Genomic DNA, 17,549 nt, shown 5'->3' with positions numbered 1-17,549 from the left:
GCAAGACGGAATCAAGCAAAAAACGCAAGTTTGTGAAAAATCATTGAGTGTTATGCGCTCGATTTGAACGCTTTAAAGCGCGATGCATCAGCTTTTCAACAACTTCTACGTTATCGTGATCCAAAATCAGGAAACAATATGAATGACCACATTAAAACGATCAGTACAGTACTCGGCATGGTTTTATCGGCGATCATCATCGTTGACCAAGCTTTTGCCAACAGCTTACCGGAATTATACAAGCGCAGCGGCCTGCAAATCGGCGGCTGGATCAATGGCGGGGCAACCTACAATGCCAATAATCCGTCGGATGGTTTCAACGGCACGGTTACTTTCGCCGATCGCGCCAACCGGTTTCAATTAAATCAGCTCAATCTCTTCATCGAACGCAGCGTCGATACGGAAACTTCGAATTGGAGCCTTGGCGGCCGTTTCGATTTCATGTTCGGAACCGACGCCATTTACACGCAGGCTTTTGGTATTTCCGCATTCGATGAAAATACCGGCGAACCGTCGGAACGGGGCAACTGGGATCTGAATCTCTGCTGCAAGTCGACGCGCACCTATGGCATTGCGCTGCCGCAAGCCTATCTGGAGGCGCACGTACCGGTCGGCAACGGCTTGAACATCAAGGCGGGGCATTTTTATACTCCGCTGGGTTATGAGAGCGTCCCCGCGCCCGACAATTTCTTTTACACCCGCGCTTATATTCTGAACAGCGGCGAACCGTTCACGCATACCGGTTTTCTAGGCACTTACAATATCGATAAAAACTGGACCATCCAGGGCGCGGCGACGACCGGCAGCGCCACCGGCGGATGGGACGGCGGCTTTGACAAACAGCTCGACAACTGGGGCGGACTGGCCAACCTATCATGGAGCAGCGACGATAAAAGAACCAGTATGGCATTGGGCGGCACCTACGGCCAAACGGCGGTAAATCAACCTTGGATGATGTACAGCGTGGTGCTGCAACATTGGTTCACACCCAAGATGCACGGCGTATTGCAGCATACCAACGGCTGGGCGGCCGACATCAATCTACCCGAAGGAATCCGCAACGCCGCCTGGTATAGCATCAATACCCACCTGACTTACGATCTGAAAAAAAACCTGTCGATCGGCATTCGCGCCGAACGGTTTCACGACCGCAACGGCTGGCGGGTGTTCTCCCCTTACCGCATTCTGTCGGCGATGAATAACAAGGGCGTTAGTTACGCCGGCAATATTCCTCTCGTGAGCGCGCCCGCGGATTATTACGCCGTTACCGCGGGCATGAACTGGAAACCGGCGATGCACTGGAACAAAGGCTGGAAGCCGATGCGCAATCTCAATATCCGCAAGAATATCCGCTACGACCGGACGGACAGCATCGACATGGCGTTTCACCCTTTCGACGGCAAAAAGGATCAGTGGTTATTCTCGCTGGATGCGATGATACCATTTTAAAAATAAACTCCGGCCCAAAGAAGCCCGGGAAAATGATGCGAGCGGCTGCAAGGGAAGACCATGATCAGGGTAAAAACGCGATCATTTCTCAGGCTGCCGTTGCGCAAACCTAACCGCAACCGCCTTAACCGGAATCAATCAGGTAGAATACCGGCATTACGTTTTTCAAAGCGGCCCAAAAAATGATGTTACGTAAAATCTTCATCGCCAATCGCGGCGAGATTGCGGTTCGTATCATTCGCGCGTGTGCCGAGATGGGTATCCGTTCGGTAGCGGTGTATTCGGAAGCAGATCGTTTCGCGTTGCATGTCAAGAAGGCCGATGAGTCGTATTGCATCGGCAGCGAGCCGATGGCGTGCTATCTGAATATTCACGCGCTGGTCGATCTGGCTCTCGCGACCGGTTGCGATGCAATACATCCGGGTTATGGATTTCTGTCCGAAAATGCGCAATTCGCCCGCGCCTGCAAAGAACGCGGACTGACGTTCATTGGCCCCGAGGCGGATGTGATTCATCGCATGGGCGATAAAACCGAAGCCCGCAAGGCGATGATCGCGGCGGGGATTCCAGTGACACCGGGATCGGATGGCAACCTGCATTCGGTTGACGAAGCGCTCAAAGTCGCGGCGCAGATCGGTTATCCGGTGATGCTGAAAGCGACATCCGGCGGCGGCGGGCGTGGTATCCGGCGTTGCGACAATGCCGAAGAACTACAGCGCAATTACGCCCGGGTGATTTCCGAAGCAACCAAAGCCTTCGGCAGCGCCAACGTATTTCTGGAAAAATGCATCGTCAATCCGAAGCATATCGAAGTGCAAGTGCTGGCTGATCATCACGGCAATGTAATTCATCTCTACGAGCGCGATTGTTCGATTCAGCGCCGCAATCAAAAGCTGATCGAAATCGCGCCGTCGCCGCAACTGGATGAAGCACAGCGCCAATATATCGGCGGTCTCGCGGTGATCGCGGCGAAATCGGTCGGCTACACCAACGCCGGTACGGTGGAGTTTCTGCTCGACGATAGCGGCCGCTTTTATTTCATGGAAATGAACACGCGCGTGCAGGTCGAGCACACCATCACCGAAACGATTACCGGCGTCGACATCGTCGAGGAACAAATTCGCGTGGCCGCGGGTTTGCCATTGCGCTTCAAGCAGGAAGAAATTGTCCGACGCGGCTTTGCCATTCAGTTCCGTGTCAACGCCGAAGACCCGAAAAACAATTTTCTGCCGAGTTTCGGCCGCATTTCGCGCTATTACGCGCCGGGCGGCCCGGGCGTGCGCACCGATACCGCGATTTACACCGGTTACGAAATTCCGCCTTTTTACGATTCCATGGTGGCGAAAGTCATCGTTAGCGCGATGACCTGGGAAGACGTGATCAAGCGCGGTGAGCGCACGTTGCGCGATATGGGATTGTTCGGTATCAAAACGACGATTCCCTATTATTTGCGGATTCTGAAACATCCGCAGTTTCGCGCCGCCCGCTTCAATACCGGTTTCGTCGAACAAAATCCGAATCTCATCCAATATTCCGATAAACCCCGGCCTGAAGTGCTGGCCAGCGTGATCGCCGCGGTCGTGGCCTCGCATACCGGTCTGTAAATACCGGATTCATTGGTTAATCAAGGAAAACCTATGCAAAAAGTTCATATCACCGACGTCATTTTGCGCGACGCGCACCAATCCCTGATCGCCACCCGCATGCGTACCGAAGACATGCTGCCGGCTTGTTCGATGCTCGACAGCATCGGCTACTGGTCGCTGGAATGCTGGGGTGGCGCGACGTTTGACGCCTGTCTGCGGTTTCTGAAGGAAGATCCGTGGGAGCGCCTGAGCAAACTCAAGGCCGCGCTGCCGAACACGTCGCTGCAAATGCTGCTGCGCGGCCAGAATCTGCTCGGTTACCGCCATTACTCCGACGATGTGGTGCGCGCTTTTGTCAAACAAGCCGCAGCCAACGGCATGGATGTTTTCCGCATTTTCGACGCGCTGAACGACGTGCGCAATCTCAAAACCGCCATCGAAGCCGCTAAGGAATCCGGCAAACACGCGCAAGGCACGATCTGCTACACCACCAGCCCGGTGCACGACACCAAGAGCTTCGTGACACTGGCCAAGGATTTGGCCGAGCTCGGTTGCGATTCGATCGCGATCAAGGATATGGCCGGTCTGTTGACACCGTATGCGACCAGCGAACTGGTCAAGGCACTGCAAGATACCGTCGACCTGCCGATCCATTTGCATTCGCATGCCACCGCCGGATTGGCCGAAATGTGCCAATTGAAAGCCATCGAAGCCGGTTGCCGCCATATCGACACAGCGCTGTCATCGTGGTCGGGCGGCACCAGCCATCCGCCGACCGAAAGCCTGGTCATGGCGTTGCAAGGCACGGAACACGATACCGGACTGAATCCGCAAAAATTGCAGGAAGTGAACGACTATTTCGCGCAAATCCGCAAAAAATACCACCGTTTCGAGAGTGAATTCACCGGCGTCGACACCCGCGTGCATGTGTTCCAGGTGCCCGGTGGCATGATTTCGAATTTGGCCAATCAGTTGCAGGAACGCAACGCGCTGGATCGCATCAACGAGGTTTATGCGGAAATTCCGCGTGTGCGCAAAGACTTAGGTTATCCGCCGCTGGTCACACCGACATCGCAGATCGTAGGCACACAAGCGGTGCTCAATGTGCTGACCGGCAAGCGCTATGACACTATCACCAATGAAGTGAAACGTTATCTGCAAGGCGGTTACGGCAAAGCACCCGCGCCGATCGATGCCAAATTGCAAAAACGTGCCATCGGCAAGGAAGACATCATCGACTGCCGCCCCGCCGATTTGTTGAAACCGGAGTTCGAGCATCTGCGCCGGGAAATCGGCCACTTGGCATTGAACGATGAAGATGTGCTGAGCTATGCGATGTTTCCCGAAGTCGGAAAGCAATTCCTGGAACTGCGCTCCACCGGCCACCTCGTGCCGGAACCGCTGGAAGTAGCGTCAGCAGCGGGTAGCGGCATACAAAAAGCGCCAACTGAATTCAACGTCGCGTTGCACGGTGAGTCGTATCACGTCAAAGTCACCGGCACCAGTCCGAAAAACGAATCCTTACGCCATTTCTATTTCATGGTCGACGGCATGCCCGAAGAAATCGTCGTCGAAACGCTCGATGAAATCGTGCTCGACGGCGGCACCCAAGGCGCCGTCAAAAGCACCATCGCCAGCAAACGCCGCAGCCCCGCAAACGAAGGCGACGTCGTTGTCAGCATGCCGTGCAATATTCTCGACGTGCTGGTCAAAATCGACCAAAAAGTCACCGCCGGGCAGCCAGTACTCATCACCGAAGCCATGAAAATGGAAACCGAAATCACCGCCCCGATCAGAGGTATTGTCAAAGCCGTGCACGTCGTCAAAGGCGAATCGGTGAATCCAAATGAGGTGTTGATTGAGATTGTGGCGGGATGATTGCGTATAAGCGATGAACTCAATATTACGTACAGTAATCATTGTGTAAGTTGATTAAATCGGGACGATTTAAATGGGAAAGTATTCAAAACTCAGGATGAAAATCCTGATGGGAAGTGCAGACAACGACATTGCATTTTCCGAGCTTTGCCAATTATTGACCCGGTTAGGGTTCATCGAGCGAATAAAAGGAAGTCATCACTTATTCACTCGCGAGAACATTGAAGAGATTATTAATTTGCAACCAAAGAACAGTAAGGCAAAGCCGTATCAGGTCAAACAAGTTAGAATTCTATTGACAAAGTATCGCATGGGAGAACATGACATTGATTAAATACGAATTAATTATTTACTGGAGCGAGGAAGATCACGCTTTTATCGTCGAAGTACCGGAACTACCCGGTTGTATGGCGGATGGAGAAACCTACGAGCAAGCAGTCACCAACGTGAAAATCGTCATCGGTCAATGGATAGAAACCGCTCGCGAACTGGGCAAACCGATCCCGGAACCCAAAGGCAGGTTGGTGTACGCGTAACGCACCACATACTCACTTCCCTTGCCTGAACATAGTTAATGTCTGCGTAAAATGTGACTTCAAGTAGGATTTTGCAATGACATTACATCCCACCTTTCTTCATGATCAACCTGCTGAGGACGATGCATTCGGCCGCGAACCTTTTGCAAAAAGTCTGGCCTGTTCTCTTGTTCTACCAAACAACAGCCCTGGATTGGTTGTCGGGATCGAAGGAGAATGGGGTTCAGGAAAGAGCACATTAATTGGATTTATTACAAAGCATCTCAGAGCGAATCAGAAAGCAATTGTCATTGATTTCAATCCCTGGATGGTCAGCACTACCGGGGCTTTAGTTGAAACCCTAATTGAACAAATTGCAGTTTCGATTGGTAAAAAAGTCACTAGAGGAAAAAAAGGAATCGATGCTAGTCAGAAATTGATCAACTTTGTTCGCTTACTAAAACCGCTCAAATATATTCCTGCATTATCCTGGGCGGGCCATATAGCTGAAGATGTCACTGAAGCAGCACAAGTAAATCTTGATGACATTAAAAAACTATTGCCCGACATGGATTTGGCACAAAAAAAGAATGATGTCATCAATGCACTGAAAAAATTGGATCACCCAATAATCGTTGTCATTGATGATCTTGATCGCCTTCCTGCTGAAGAAGTACGGACCATGATTCAGGCAATCAAAGCGGTAGCTGATTTTCCGCAAATCACCTACCTACTGGCCTATGATCCGGGCATTATTGCCCGAGCCCTTACCGAAAATGAGAAATCTGGCCTTTCCTATTTGGAAAAAATTGTGCAAGTTGCTTATCCGCTCCCACCGCTATCTAGGCGGCAGCTCAAGCGATTTGCTGACGAAAAAACTCGAGATCTGTTAAAGCAACTCGAAATCGACTTGCAGTCATATGAAAATGATCGTTATGAAGAAGCAATCATCTTATTTACTCAGCTATCACGTCACCCCCGCGATGTCATCAGAATCACAAACCGTCTTTGTCTCAGCCTACCAGCTACAAAGGGTGAAGTTAATACTGCTGACGTCATCGCGTTTGAAGCGCTTACTCAACGCTTTCCTGCAATTCGGAAAGCAGTTCTTGAGCATTCGGCTGACTTCACTGGGCATTTCTTTCGAGGTGATCTAATCAGTAAGCAATATGCATTTGATTGGGGCGTATCCCTTGGATCAAGAGAAGATGAAGCAGAGCATACTTGGTTAAAACACCTACCAAAAGATAATGAACATGATCTTCAAATTGCAAACAAAACCTGTTTGTTTCTTTTTGAAAAGAAAGCAAGAAATGGTGTAGATGACTTAAGAATAGCTGATCCGGATCAGTTAGCTCGTTTACTCTCATTAACTTCAATTGAAGAAGTTCCTGAAGTTAAAGATATCCATAAACTTCTGATGGAACCGGAAGAGCTAGAAAAAAAATTGAATCGTGCAGATAGCGAGGAAAAACTGTTTCTGTTGAATTGGTTGAGCACTTACGCACCTTCGTGTGACGAACGGGATATTAAAGGATGTATTAATAAACTAACGAAAATTTCACAAAAACTAACTAGCGACTCCCTGCTAACCAAAGAACTTGCACATGGTATCAGCGATTTAATGATACGCCTGCTGCGATTATTAGAGCCTCCGAATTATGAACAATGCTTTCAGGACATTGCAAGTAACTTACCATTGTCTATTTCTATGATGGTGCTATCTATCGCCGAAAAAAATCAAGGAAATCAAGCGACTAAAACTTGGTCCGATCAAGTAAGAAAATCCATTCGGGAAAACAATCTGCTTCAAGAAATCTATCTTCATTTGATTTTACATCGCTTCACACAATTAAATGACAATGATAATTCTGAATCTTATGCAGCGATTGATCAAATGTGCAAAACGGAAGAAGGATTGGCTGCTTTTCGAAAAATCTTTACCCAAGAAAGTTTTGGTCCTGCTACTAACGAATTAATGCGGGGTATTATCCAATCCATTAAGGGAAAGGATGAATCGTCACTTGAAATCTCTTCCCACAAGGAAGTCATTAAATTAATTGAAGAGCAACAAGCTAAATTAAAGATGCCGGAAGCGAATTAAATATATGGAGTGTTAATATCAGCTTTGTCTGCTTAAATCCTTTCTATTACCACTCACATCACCTCATTCAACCGGCGCCGTCCGAGAATTTCCTTGTACGCCTGACTGTTCAGCAATTCTGAGATGCTGCCGGCGGCGGCTGGTCTGCTAAACAGATAGCTTTGTACGATTTCACAATTCAGGTTTCTGAGAATATTCAATTGCGCGGGAGTTTCGACGCCTTCGGCCACGAGCCGTAGCCCAGTTTCCGTCCGATTTCTATCATCAAGCTGACCAAGGTACAGGTTTTCGGGTTAGCCTGCATGTCGTCAATAAATACCGGTCGATTTTCAGGTAGTCGGCTTGCAGGTATTTCAGCGAGGCAAACGACGAATAACCGGTGCCGAAATCGTCGATCGACAACAACACGCCAATGGCTTGAGACCGGATTTACGAGGTATTTTCCCAACAAGGCCAGTTCTTGAGTGAACCTGAATAGCGGAGGCTACGCTTTATGTCTTGCAGACGAAACGCCTGCTGCTTAACGCGATAAAAAAGTAATCTTCTTGATAAACGCCTCAGCGCCGCCTTGGGTATTGTTGGTATTGGCTTGGAAAGCAATTCCTGTAATCGGCGGTGTTTTAGGGTGTTTGAAAGTGGTACGAAATTTTTCATCGACTTCAAAATCGGTGGTAATCACTTTACCCGGCTGATCACCGGATGCCACGCAAAAATATCGCCCGCCTTTTTTCCATAGCTTGCCCAAATACATACGGCCCAGTTCTTCAGCTTTGCCGATAAAAGCGCTCAAAAAATAGGGCGCTGCATAGATGCCCAACGGCAAGCCGCTGGAAAGCTTTTCGGTTCCAAATGACAGCATCACGGCGATAGGCACACTGTTAATTCCCGCATTCCAATTTGCGCCCTGGGGATATTTATTCACGCCCCAAACGATTTCCACCCGCTTAACATTGTGAATAAAGTTCTGTTGTCTCAGCTGCAAACCAAACAATCCGGCCATCTCGCCGTCCGCGCTGATCACTAGGGCATCATTTTCAAATCTAGGGTTTAATTTTTTTGCATCCAACTGAAGCTCGAATCCTCTTTCCTCCAACCAGGAAACGGCACTGCCATTCGAATTGCCGGAAAAATCGATGACATGAACAATTTTTTCATTCGCTGCGGCAAACGACGTCCAACACCACAAAAACAGAATGCCAATTAAAAATTGTCGATTAGGGAAGCGTTGATTCATTCGTCGAACAAGAAGATAAGCACACCAAAAGCGTCAGGCCTTACAGTTTACAAGAATTAACAGCAGTAGCACTACCCGCAAAGCATAATCAACTACGCGGTCTCATCTACACGGCCTTGAGCAAGAATCGTCTTGTGCGCTTGATTGTTCAGAAATTCTGAAATGCTGGCGGGAGCGGCAGGTTTACTAAACAGATAGCCTTGCACCATTTCACAGTCAAGGTTCTTGAGAATATCCAGTTGTTCTGACGTTTCCACGCCTTCGGCAATGATGCCGTAACCGAGTTTTTGTCCCATTTCTATCATGGAACTGACCAAGGTGAGGGTTTTTTGGTCGATCAGCATATCGTCGATGAAATATTTGTCGATTTTCAGGTAATCCGCTTTCAGGTGCTTAAGCGATGCGAAAGAGGAATAGCCGGTGCCGAAATCGTCGATGGACAGTAACACGCCAAGGTCTTTCAAGTCTTGAAAAATGGTCAGATTGCGCGGATCGGTTTGCACGATGCCTTCGGTCACTTCGAGTTCCAATTCGGCTGGCGCGATGCCAACTTCATCGATGATACGCTTAACCAGCAGCACAAATCCTTTGTCCAGAAAAAGACTGGGGGAAATATTGACGGCCATGCGCAGCGTGCGGAAACCTTCTTGCTTCCAAACCACCAGCTGGCTGCACGCGGTGCGTAACACCCATTCGGTGAGCGGTTTGATCATGCCGATTCTTTCGGCGGTGGCGATAAAATCGTTGGGCGGGACTTGCCCCAATTGCGGGTGATACCACCGCGATAGCGCTTCGACGCCAAAAATTTCCCCGCCCTTGATATTGATTTGCGGTTGATACACCAAAGACAATTGCTGTTTTTCGATGGCTTCCCGCAGGTTTTGCTCGATTTGAAAACGATACTCCGCCTTGTGAGTCAGCTCGGCTTTATAAAATGCATACTGATTTTTCCCATTCTCCTTGGCGGTGTACAACGAGATATCACCGGCTTTGAGTAAAGCGGAAAGAGTTTCGCCGTCATCGGGGTAATAGGCGATGCCAATACTGCAAGCCGGGGCGATTTTTCTGGAATAAATCCCGATCGGTTGGGATATGGCCTCAAGACAGCGTTTCGCGACATTGGCGGCGTAATCCGCTTCGACTTCTTCAATGAGGATACAGAACTCATCGCCACCCAGCCGGGCAATGAAGTCTATGTCGCGGCAGGTGTGGATTAATCGCGTTGCAATGGTTTTGAGCAACAAATCGCCAGCGTCGTGCCCCAGGCAATCGTTAATGTATTTGAAGTTATCCAGGTCAATGTACAGCAACCCGAAGCGGCGGCCGTGCCGGCTGGAGGATTTGGTGATTTCTTCCATGTGCTGCATAAACGAGGCGCGGCTGGCCAATCCAGTCAGTTCGTCAGTATACGCCAGCGTGCGGATGCGTTTTTGCGCTTGATCCCGTTCCATGACGATCCCCGTCAGCCGGGCAGCGGATATCAGATCTTTTAACTCTTTCTCGTCCGGCAGTGCGGGGTGATTGTAGTACATGCCGAATGCACCCAAAACTTTCCCGCTGGAGCTTTTGATCGGTTCGGACCAGCAACACCGCATACCGTGCGGTAACGCAATGTGTTTAATTTCCGCCCACTTCGGATCGGTTTCGATGTTTTCCACCAGCACCCGTTGCCCGGTATAAGTGGATGTCCCGCAGGAACCGACACTCGGTCCGTTTTCCAGGCCGTGCACGGCTTCGCAATAAGCCTGCGGCAAACTGGGCGCGCCACCGTGCAGCAGTTTATTACCGCTCAATTCGAGCATCGAGCAGCGCATGCCGGGGTGGCGGGCTTCGTACATGAGTGCAATCGCATCGTAAATATCCGGCGCGGGACGCCCTATCGCAATCATCTCGAGTATTTCGGCGTATTGATTATCAAAGGTTTCGGCTTTTTTGCGTTCGGTAATATCGACATGAGTACCAATGAGACGCAACGGCTTATTGTCTAACGCGCGCGTGACCAGAAATGCGCGCGATAGTACAAAAACCTCGTGGCCATCCTTATGCCGCATGCGCATTTCAACTTCAAACGAATCCTTGCGGCCATCAAAGTAATCTTGCACTTTCTCCAGTGCGATGATTTTGTCATCGGGATTGACTAGGTTCTCCCAGGTGCTTATTTGATTCGCCAGCTCATTCTCCGCATAACCCAACATGCTTTTCCAGCGTGGCGAGTAATACACTTCATCCGTTTCCAGATCCCAATCCCATAGTCCATCGTTGGCGCCGCGCATCGCTAACGAAAACCGCTCCTCACTAACATAAAGCTCATGGGTACGTTTCTCGGTCATCAACTCGATAGCAGCCAATTCGGAACGCAATCGCTGCAGTTCTTCCAGTAGTTGAGACTTGGTTTGCTTGGTATTACCCATGGTTACCTCAATGATAAATCAATGTGCGAAGATAACCATCTAAATTAGGATTTTGCAAGTGATGATGGATAGGCATGATCCCGAAAAAAAATAGTATGACGGCACCCTGCCCTTGCGTCCTTTCCGCTTGCCATCATGACTTATGGATTGTTCCGGTTTATTTTGTTTTTCTTAGCCTTTTTTCTGGAATCCTTAGCAGCGGCTCCTGTTCCGTTCCGCTGAGCGCTACCGATTAATTTTTCCTTACCCAATTTCTGTATGAATTTTTCTTTATCGACCGGCGAGACGATAATGACTTTATCTTCTCCGTAGGTTATTTGCAGGCGATCGAACGACAAAGCCGGACTTGTCGCCGCGACCTGAGTTTCCTCTAGGGATACGATCGATTGAATGGGGATATTCCATGTAAACGGACCGCTGATGATCTTGAGATCATCGCCACTGACGATATACCGGGTCGAAACATAGATCCAAATGGGGAAGCCAGCACCCGCAATCAATATAATCGCCGCAAACACATAATTGGCTATTCCGCCGACCGTCAGCGGGACGGATGCGCCCATTAAGCAGGCGGAGACGGATAGCAATAAACAAACCAGTACCCAGTTATCGATTTTAGACTTAAAGACATGCATGATTATTCGTTCTTAAAATATTGATTCGATGAAGCGCACAAAACCTGCTTGGTTTTGATCGCAATGAATGGCCGCACTGCAAAAATACCAGCCAAGAAAAATGGGCAAATTTTGCCCTATTATCGTTTTAAAAACAAAACTTGCGCCACCATTACTTTAAAAAGCCCTAGTGACGATCTCTGTATTGATGATCATTGCAAACAAACGCAAGGAAACCGGAGCTTATTTTCCCCCTTCCAGCATTGAATGCGCACCCCACCCACCCGATTATCCGGAATGTATGAACAACTTTGTAGCATGCGAAACCGCGCACATACATACAAAAATAAACCTTTTTCACGTATAATTCCGTCTTCAATAGCTGGGGCATTTCAATGAATAACCCCGGTCCATTTTCCAGATCTTGTCAGTTTCCAAGGAGTTTTTTGTGTCACAACGACCGCACGCCATCCTCGCACTTGCCGATGGAACAATTTTTCGTGGCGTGTCTATTGGCATTGAAGGCATCAATACCGGCGAAGTGGCGTTCAATACGGCAATGACCGGTTATCAGGAAATCTTGACCGATCCGTCGTATTGCCAGCAAATCATCACGCTGACTTATCCGCATATTGGCAACACCGGCACCAATCCGGAAGATTTTGAATCCGGTAACATCAATAAAGTGTACGCCGCCGGATTAGTAATCCGTGATTTGCCGCTCATGGCCAGCAGTTTTCGTAAAACCCGCACATTACCGGAGTTTCTCCAAGAGCAGAATGTCGTCGCTATTGCCGAAATCGATACACGCAAATTGACGCGGATTTTACGCGAAAAAGGTGCGCAAGCCGGTTGCATCATGGCGGGCGATATCGACGAGGAAAAAGCATTGCAAGCTGCCCGGGCATTTCCCGGATTAGCCGGGATGGATCTCGCCAAAGTGGTGAGCTGCCGCCAGCCGTATACCTGGACAGAAGGCGAATGGTCGCTCGAATCCGGTTTCCAGACTCAGGACAATCCCAGATTTCACGTCGCCGCTTTTGATTTCGGCATCAAACGCACGATTTTGCGCAAACTGGTGCAGCGCGGCTGCAAGGTGACGGTATTCCCGGCGCAAACCCCGGCCGAGGAGATTCTAAAGGCACAGCCTGATGGCATTTTTCTGTCCAATGGCCCCGGTGATCCGGAACCGTGCGATTACGCCATCTCCGCCACGCAAGCTTTGCTACAAAAAAATATCCCGCTATTCGGTATTTGCCTAGGTCATCAATTGCTCGGTTTAGCCAGCGGCGCACGCACCATTAAAATGAAATTCGGCCATCATGGCGCCAACCATCCGGTGCAGGATGTGGCCAATGGCAAGGTGATTATTACCAGCCAGAATCACGGTTTCGCTGTCGATATCGACACATTACCCGCGACCGCTCGGATCACGCATGTCTCGCTTTTCGACGGGAGTCTGCAAGGATTCGAGTTAACCGATAAACCGGCCTTTTGTTTTCAGGGTCACCCGGAAGCAAGCCCAGGGCCGCATGAAGCGGATTATTTGTTTGATAAATTCATCGCCATGATGCAGCGCTATAAAAGCCCGCACTCCCAATAATTACGCCATGTTCATCCGCTAGATAGTATGCCTAAACGTACCGACATTCAGTCCATTCTCATCATCGGCGCCGGCCCGATCATTATCGGCCAAGCCTGTGAGTTTGATTATTCCGGCGTGCAAGCCTGCAAGGCCTTACGCGAAGAAGGCTATCGCATCATTCTGGTGAATTCGAATCCCGCCACCATCATGACCGATCCGGAAATGGCCGATGCCACCTATATTGAGCCAATTACCTGGACCATGATTGAGAAAATCATCGCGACCGAACGGCCGCAAGCGCTACTGCCTACGATGGGCGGACAAACGGCGTTGAACTGCGCGCTCGATCTGGTCAAACACGGCGTGCTGGAAAAATACGGCGTCGAACTCATCGGCGCTTCGCGCGAAGCCATCGACATGGCCGAAGACCGGGAAAAATTCAAACAGGCAATGACCCGTATTGGCTTAGGCTCGGCACGCTCCGCAGTTGCGCATAGCTTGGAAGAAGCCATGCAGGTTCAAGCGATGCTGGGTTATCCGGCCATTATCCGCCCTTCGTTCACCATGGGTGGCAGCGGCGGCGGCATTGCCTACAATCGCGAAGAGTTTCTAGATATCTGCGAACGCGGATTGAAAACTTCTCCCACCAAGGAATTACTGATCGAAGAATCCGTGATTGGCTGGAAAGAGTTTGAAATGGAAGTGGTGCGGGATAAAAACGACAATTGCATCATTGTCTGTTCGATCGAAAATCTCGACCCGATGGGCGTGCATACCGGCGATTCGATTACCGTCGCACCGGCGCAAACGCTCACCGACAAAGAATATCAATTGATGCGTAACGCATCGATCGCAGTGTTGCGGGAAATCGGTGTGGAAACCGGCGGCTCCAATGTGCAGTTTGCCATCAATCCGGACGACGGCCGGATGCTGGTGATTGAGATGAATCCGCGCGTGTCGCGCTCATCTGCATTGGCGTCGAAAGCGACTGGCTTTCCTATCGCCAAAATCGCCGCCAAGCTGGCCGTCGGTTACACGCTGAACGAGCTGGGTAACGATATTACCGGCGGCATTACCCCGGCCTCCTTTGAGCCCACCATTGATTATGTCGTCACCAAAGTGCCACGGTTTGCTTTTGAAAAATTTCCGCAAACCAATGATCGCCTGACCACACAGATGAAATCGGTTGGTGAAGTGATGGCAATCGGCCGCACATTCCAGGAATCCCTGCAAAAAGCACTGCGCGGATTGGAAACGGGGGTTGACGGTCTGGACGAAAAAACCGACAACCTGGAAACCATCCACACCGAGCTGGCCAACCCCGGCCCCGAGCGGATCTGGTTTATCGCCGATGCGTTCCGCTGCAATTTGTCGCTGGACGAAGTGCATCAGTTGACACACATCGATCTCTGGTTTCTGGCGCAAATTGAAGATTTGGTCAAACAGGAACAAGCATTAACCGGTACGGCGCTGGAAGCGCTGGATTATCTGGCGCTGCGAAAATTGAAACGCAGCGGTTTTTCCGACCGGCGCCTGGCCAAACTGCTTAATACTGGACAAACCGCAGTCCGTTCGCGCCGCCATCAATTCAATCTGCACCCGGTCTATAAACGCGTCGATACCTGCGCGGCCGAGTTCGCGACCAGTACAGCGTACATGTACTCCACTTATGAAGATGAGTGTGAGTCCCGCCCAACCGGTAAAAAGAAGGTCATGGTGCTGGGAGGCGGTCCTAATCGCATCGGGCAAGGCATCGAGTTCGATTATTGCTGTGTCCATGCGGCTCTGGCACTGCGCGAAGACGGTTTTGAAACCATCATGGTAAATTGCAACCCGGAAACGGTTTCGACCGACTACGACACATCGGATCGCTTATATTTTGAACCGCTGACACTGGAAGACGTGCTCGAAATCGTCGCGGTAGAAAAACCCGATGGCGTGATCGTACAGTATGGCGGGCAAACACCGCTTAAACTTGCACGCGATCTGGAAGCCAACGGTGTGCCGATTATCGGCACCAGCCCGGATATGATCGATTGCGCGGAAGATCGCGAACGCTTTCAGCAAATGCTGCAACAACTAGGATTGCGGCAACCGCCCAATCGCACCGCACGCAATCCGGAAGCCGCACTGATCGCCGCCGAGGAAATCGGCTATCCACTGGTGGTACGGCCCAGCTACGTATTGGGCGGCCGCGCGATGGAGATCGTGCATGAAAAAGCCGATCTAGAACGTTACATGCGTGAAGCGGTTAAAGTTTCCAACGATTCCCCGGTGTTACTGGACCATTTCCTGACCAATGCCACGGAGGTGGATGTCGATGCCATTTACGACGGAGAAACCGTGCTGATTGGCGGCATCATGGAACATATTGAACAAGCCGGCGTGCATTCGGGTGATTCCGCATGTTCGCTGCCGACTTTCAATTTATCACCGGAAACCCTGGATAAGCTGCGGCGTCAAACCGCCGATATGGCGCGGGCGCTGCATGTCGTCGGACTGATGAACGTACAGTTCGCGATTCAGGACGATACGGTATACGTCCTCGAAGTCAACCCGCGGGCATCGCGCACGGTGCCTTTCATTTCCAAGGCAACCGGTCTGCAGCTGGCCAAAATTGCAGCGCGCTGCATGACGGGTAATAGTCTGATTGCTCAGAATATTACCAAAGAAGTGATACCGGCGTATTATTCGGTCAAAGAAGCAGTTTTCCCCTTCATCAAACTTCCCGGTGTGGATACGATACTAGGACCGGAAATGAAGTCGACCGGCGAAGTCATGGGAATGGGCGCCACTTTCGCCGAGGCGTTTATCAAATCTCAATTGGCAACCGATGTCCGCTTACCTGAATCGGGTAAAATTTTTATCAGTGTGCGGCAATCCGACAAACCACACGCGATTGAAATCGCACGCAACCTGGCTGGACTCGGCTTCACCCTTTATGCTACGCGCGGCACTGCCGCCGCCATAACCGAAGCGGGAATCGACGTTATCATCGTTAATAAAGTAGCGGAAGGCCGTCCGCATATCGTCGATATGATCAAAAATGGGGAAATTAACCTAATCATCAATACCGTAAAGAATCAAAGCAGCGCGATAAAGGATTCGTATTCGATCCGCCGCGCCGCGCTTCAGGCGAAAGTGACTTACTATACGACGCTAGCGGGAGCGCGTGCGGCCTGTGTCGGCATTACCAACAGACGCGAACTGCAAGCGTATAATCTGCAGAAATTGCATGTACAACTTAAGGCATAAGCAATTAACTTTTCTTGATTATTAAGAAACAGAATGAAAATGAAAGGCAAACAACCACAATGAGCACGATCCCTTTAACAGTAGCCGGAGCGGAAGCGCTACGCAAAGAATTACACGAAATGAAAACCGTACATCGTCCCGCAGTCATCGCGGCGATTGCAGAAGCGCGTTCGCACGGCGATCTGTCCGAAAATGCCGAATATGATGCTGCCAAGGAAAAACAAGGGTTTATTGAAGGCCGTATTGCCGAGCTGGAAAGCAAACTCTCCAGCGCTCAGATCATTAATCCTGCACTGATTAACGCCGACGGTGCTTGTGTTTTCGGCGCCACTGTTGAACTAGAAGATTTGCAAAGCGGTGATACGGTCACCTATCAAATCGTCGGTGACGACGAAGCCAACATCAAAAATGGAAAAATTTCCATCAGCTCCCCCATTTCACGCGCCTTAATCGGCAAATATGCGGGCGATATCGCCGAAGTTCAGGCACCCGGCGGAATACGTGAATACGAAATATTGGATGTTAAATACATTTGATGCCGCTAAAACTCAATTCTGATAACTACGTTTGGTACGAAAAGGCTCACGTTTCTTTTTCTGGGAAGGACGCGTGGATTTTTTATCAGCCTCTTCCGGCTTGGGACGGTAAATAACAAAAGTTTTCCCAATATGCTGCACCGGTGCGGCACTCAGCTTCTCACAAATTTCTTCAAATAGCGTATTCCTGGCGACCCGGTCGTCGACTTGAACCTTAACCTTAATCAGTTCATGACTTGTAAGCCCGCGCTCCAATTCTTCGATAACCGTGGCCGACAACCCCGACTTCCCAATCATGACGACCGGATTGAGCGCGTGTGCTTGCGCTTTCAATTCGCGCCGTTGAGCAATTGTTAGTGTTAACATAAATTCTCTTTAAACG

Annotated in this window: 15 protein-coding genes; 9 read left to right on the top strand and 6 right to left on the bottom strand. The window is 50.0% G+C overall.

Going from position 1 to position 17,549, the window contains the following annotated elements; all coding sequences use genetic code 11:
* Positions 1–177 precede the first annotated feature (177 nt).
* The 6 genes from BLU57_RS02310 (at position 178) to BLU57_RS02285 (ending at position 7,532) form a co-directional block, all read left to right on the top strand.
* Positions 178–1,449: a porin gene (locus BLU57_RS02310; protein ID WP_176776347.1), complete on the top strand. Its 1,272-nt coding sequence runs from the start codon at positions 178–180 to the stop codon at positions 1,447–1,449.
* A gap of 185 nt (positions 1,450–1,634) precedes the next feature.
* A complete protein-coding gene (locus BLU57_RS02305; RefSeq protein WP_090315617.1) occupies positions 1,635–3,053 on the top strand; it encodes an acetyl-CoA carboxylase biotin carboxylase subunit in 1,419 nt (472 codons plus the stop codon).
* 33 nt (positions 3,054–3,086) lie between these two features.
* On the top strand, positions 3,087–4,913 hold the full coding sequence (gene oadA, locus BLU57_RS02300; protein ID WP_090315614.1) for a sodium-extruding oxaloacetate decarboxylase subunit alpha: 1,827 nt from the start codon (positions 3,087–3,089) through the stop codon (positions 4,911–4,913).
* Positions 4,914–4,986: 73 nt separating this feature from the next.
* Positions 4,987–5,247, top strand: a complete 261-nt coding sequence (locus BLU57_RS02295; RefSeq protein WP_090315612.1) for a type II toxin-antitoxin system HicA family toxin — start codon at positions 4,987–4,989, stop codon at positions 5,245–5,247.
* The gene (locus BLU57_RS02290) at positions 5,234–5,449 is read left to right on the top strand and encodes a type II toxin-antitoxin system HicB family antitoxin (protein WP_090315610.1); all 216 of its coding nucleotides are present in this window, start codon (positions 5,234–5,236) and stop codon (positions 5,447–5,449) included. The genes BLU57_RS02295 and BLU57_RS02290 overlap by 14 nt, the downstream gene beginning before the upstream one ends.
* Before the next feature lie 76 nt (positions 5,450–5,525).
* Positions 5,526–7,532: a KAP family P-loop NTPase fold protein gene (locus BLU57_RS02285; RefSeq protein WP_090315608.1), complete on the top strand. Its 2,007-nt coding sequence runs from the start codon at positions 5,526–5,528 to the stop codon at positions 7,530–7,532.
* A 53-nt stretch (positions 7,533–7,585) separates the two neighbouring features.
* Here BLU57_RS02285 and BLU57_RS02280 read toward each other — a convergent pair whose 3' ends face one another.
* From BLU57_RS02280 to BLU57_RS02260, 5 genes are all read right to left on the bottom strand, one after another.
* Positions 7,586–7,816, bottom strand: coding sequence for an EAL domain-containing protein (locus BLU57_RS02280; RefSeq protein ID WP_090315606.1), 231 nt, complete (start codon positions 7,814–7,816; stop codon positions 7,586–7,588).
* Positions 7,797–7,940, bottom strand: a complete 144-nt coding sequence (locus BLU57_RS02275) for an EAL domain-containing protein (RefSeq protein ID WP_256206090.1) — start codon at positions 7,938–7,940, stop codon at positions 7,797–7,799. The genes BLU57_RS02280 and BLU57_RS02275 overlap by 20 nt, the downstream gene beginning before the upstream one ends.
* Before the next feature lie 112 nt (positions 7,941–8,052).
* The gene (locus BLU57_RS02270; protein ID WP_090315602.1) at positions 8,053–8,766 is read right to left on the bottom strand and encodes a DUF3047 domain-containing protein; all 714 of its coding nucleotides are present in this window, start codon (positions 8,764–8,766) and stop codon (positions 8,053–8,055) included.
* Between the two features lie 92 nt (positions 8,767–8,858).
* Positions 8,859–11,177 (bottom strand): bifunctional diguanylate cyclase/phosphodiesterase, encoded by a 2,319-nt coding sequence (locus tag BLU57_RS02265; protein WP_090315600.1) that lies wholly within the window; start codon positions 11,175–11,177, stop codon positions 8,859–8,861.
* Between the two features lie 140 nt (positions 11,178–11,317).
* Complete coding sequence (locus BLU57_RS02260) at positions 11,318–11,812, bottom strand: PH domain-containing protein (RefSeq protein ID WP_090315598.1); 495 nt, start codon at positions 11,810–11,812, stop codon at positions 11,318–11,320.
* A 427-nt stretch (positions 11,813–12,239) separates the two neighbouring features.
* On the opposite strand from BLU57_RS02260, the gene carA reads away from it, so the two are divergent.
* The 3 genes from carA to greA are packed head-to-tail and all read left to right on the top strand — an operon-like array spanning position 12,240 to position 17,167.
* Complete coding sequence (gene carA / locus BLU57_RS02255) at positions 12,240–13,394, top strand: glutamine-hydrolyzing carbamoyl-phosphate synthase small subunit (RefSeq protein ID WP_090315596.1); 1,155 nt, start codon at positions 12,240–12,242, stop codon at positions 13,392–13,394.
* A gap of 27 nt (positions 13,395–13,421) precedes the next feature.
* Entirely contained in the window at positions 13,422–16,631 is a 3,210-nt protein-coding gene (carB, locus tag BLU57_RS02250; protein WP_090315594.1) for a carbamoyl-phosphate synthase large subunit, read from the top strand.
* A gap of 59 nt (positions 16,632–16,690) precedes the next feature.
* A complete protein-coding gene (greA, locus tag BLU57_RS02245) occupies positions 16,691–17,167 on the top strand; it encodes a transcription elongation factor GreA (protein WP_090315591.1) in 477 nt (158 codons plus the stop codon).
* 12 nt (positions 17,168–17,179) lie between these two features.
* On the opposite strand, the gene yhbY is transcribed toward greA, so the two are convergent.
* Positions 17,180–17,533: a ribosome assembly RNA-binding protein YhbY gene (gene yhbY / locus BLU57_RS02240; RefSeq protein WP_090315589.1), complete on the bottom strand. Its 354-nt coding sequence runs from the start codon at positions 17,531–17,533 to the stop codon at positions 17,180–17,182.
* Positions 17,534–17,549: the final 16 nt, after the last annotated feature.

Origin of the sequence: Nitrosomonas oligotropha (genome assembly GCF_900106555.1) — a bacterium.
Lineage (GTDB): Bacteria > Pseudomonadota > Gammaproteobacteria > Burkholderiales > Nitrosomonadaceae > Nitrosomonas > Nitrosomonas oligotropha_A.
Note: the sequence above shows the minus strand (reverse complement) of the source record. Positions and strands in the feature narration are given on the sequence as shown.

Bases quoted from the DNA above. Each gene is read 5' to 3' on its own strand.
- oadA (WP_090315614.1), top strand. From the start codon at position 3,087: ATGCAAAAAGTTCATATCACCGACGTCATTTTGCGCGACGCGCACCAA.
- carB (WP_090315594.1), top strand. From the start codon at position 13,422: ATGCCTAAACGTACCGACATTCAGTCCATTCTCATCATCGGCGCCGGC.
- BLU57_RS02285 (WP_090315608.1), top strand. From the start codon at position 5,526: ATGACATTACATCCCACCTTTCTTCATGATCAACCTGCTGAGGACGAT.
- BLU57_RS02270 (WP_090315602.1), bottom strand. From the start codon at position 8,766: ATGAATCAACGCTTCCCTAATCGACAATTTTTAATTGGCATTCTGTTT.
- yhbY (WP_090315589.1), bottom strand. From the start codon at position 17,533: ATGTTAACACTAACAATTGCTCAACGGCGCGAATTGAAAGCGCAAGCA.
- BLU57_RS02290 (WP_090315610.1), top strand. From the start codon at position 5,234: ATGACATTGATTAAATACGAATTAATTATTTACTGGAGCGAGGAAGAT.
- BLU57_RS02305 (WP_090315617.1), top strand. From the start codon at position 1,635: ATGTTACGTAAAATCTTCATCGCCAATCGCGGCGAGATTGCGGTTCGT.
- BLU57_RS02265 (WP_090315600.1), bottom strand. From the start codon at position 11,177: ATGGGTAATACCAAGCAAACCAAGTCTCAACTACTGGAAGAACTGCAG.
- greA (WP_090315591.1), top strand. From the start codon at position 16,691: ATGAGCACGATCCCTTTAACAGTAGCCGGAGCGGAAGCGCTACGCAAA.
- BLU57_RS02310 (WP_176776347.1), top strand. From the start codon at position 178: ATGGTTTTATCGGCGATCATCATCGTTGACCAAGCTTTTGCCAACAGC.
- BLU57_RS02295 (WP_090315612.1), top strand. From the start codon at position 4,987: ATGGGAAAGTATTCAAAACTCAGGATGAAAATCCTGATGGGAAGTGCA.
- BLU57_RS02260 (WP_090315598.1), bottom strand. From the start codon at position 11,812: ATGCATGTCTTTAAGTCTAAAATCGATAACTGGGTACTGGTTTGTTTA.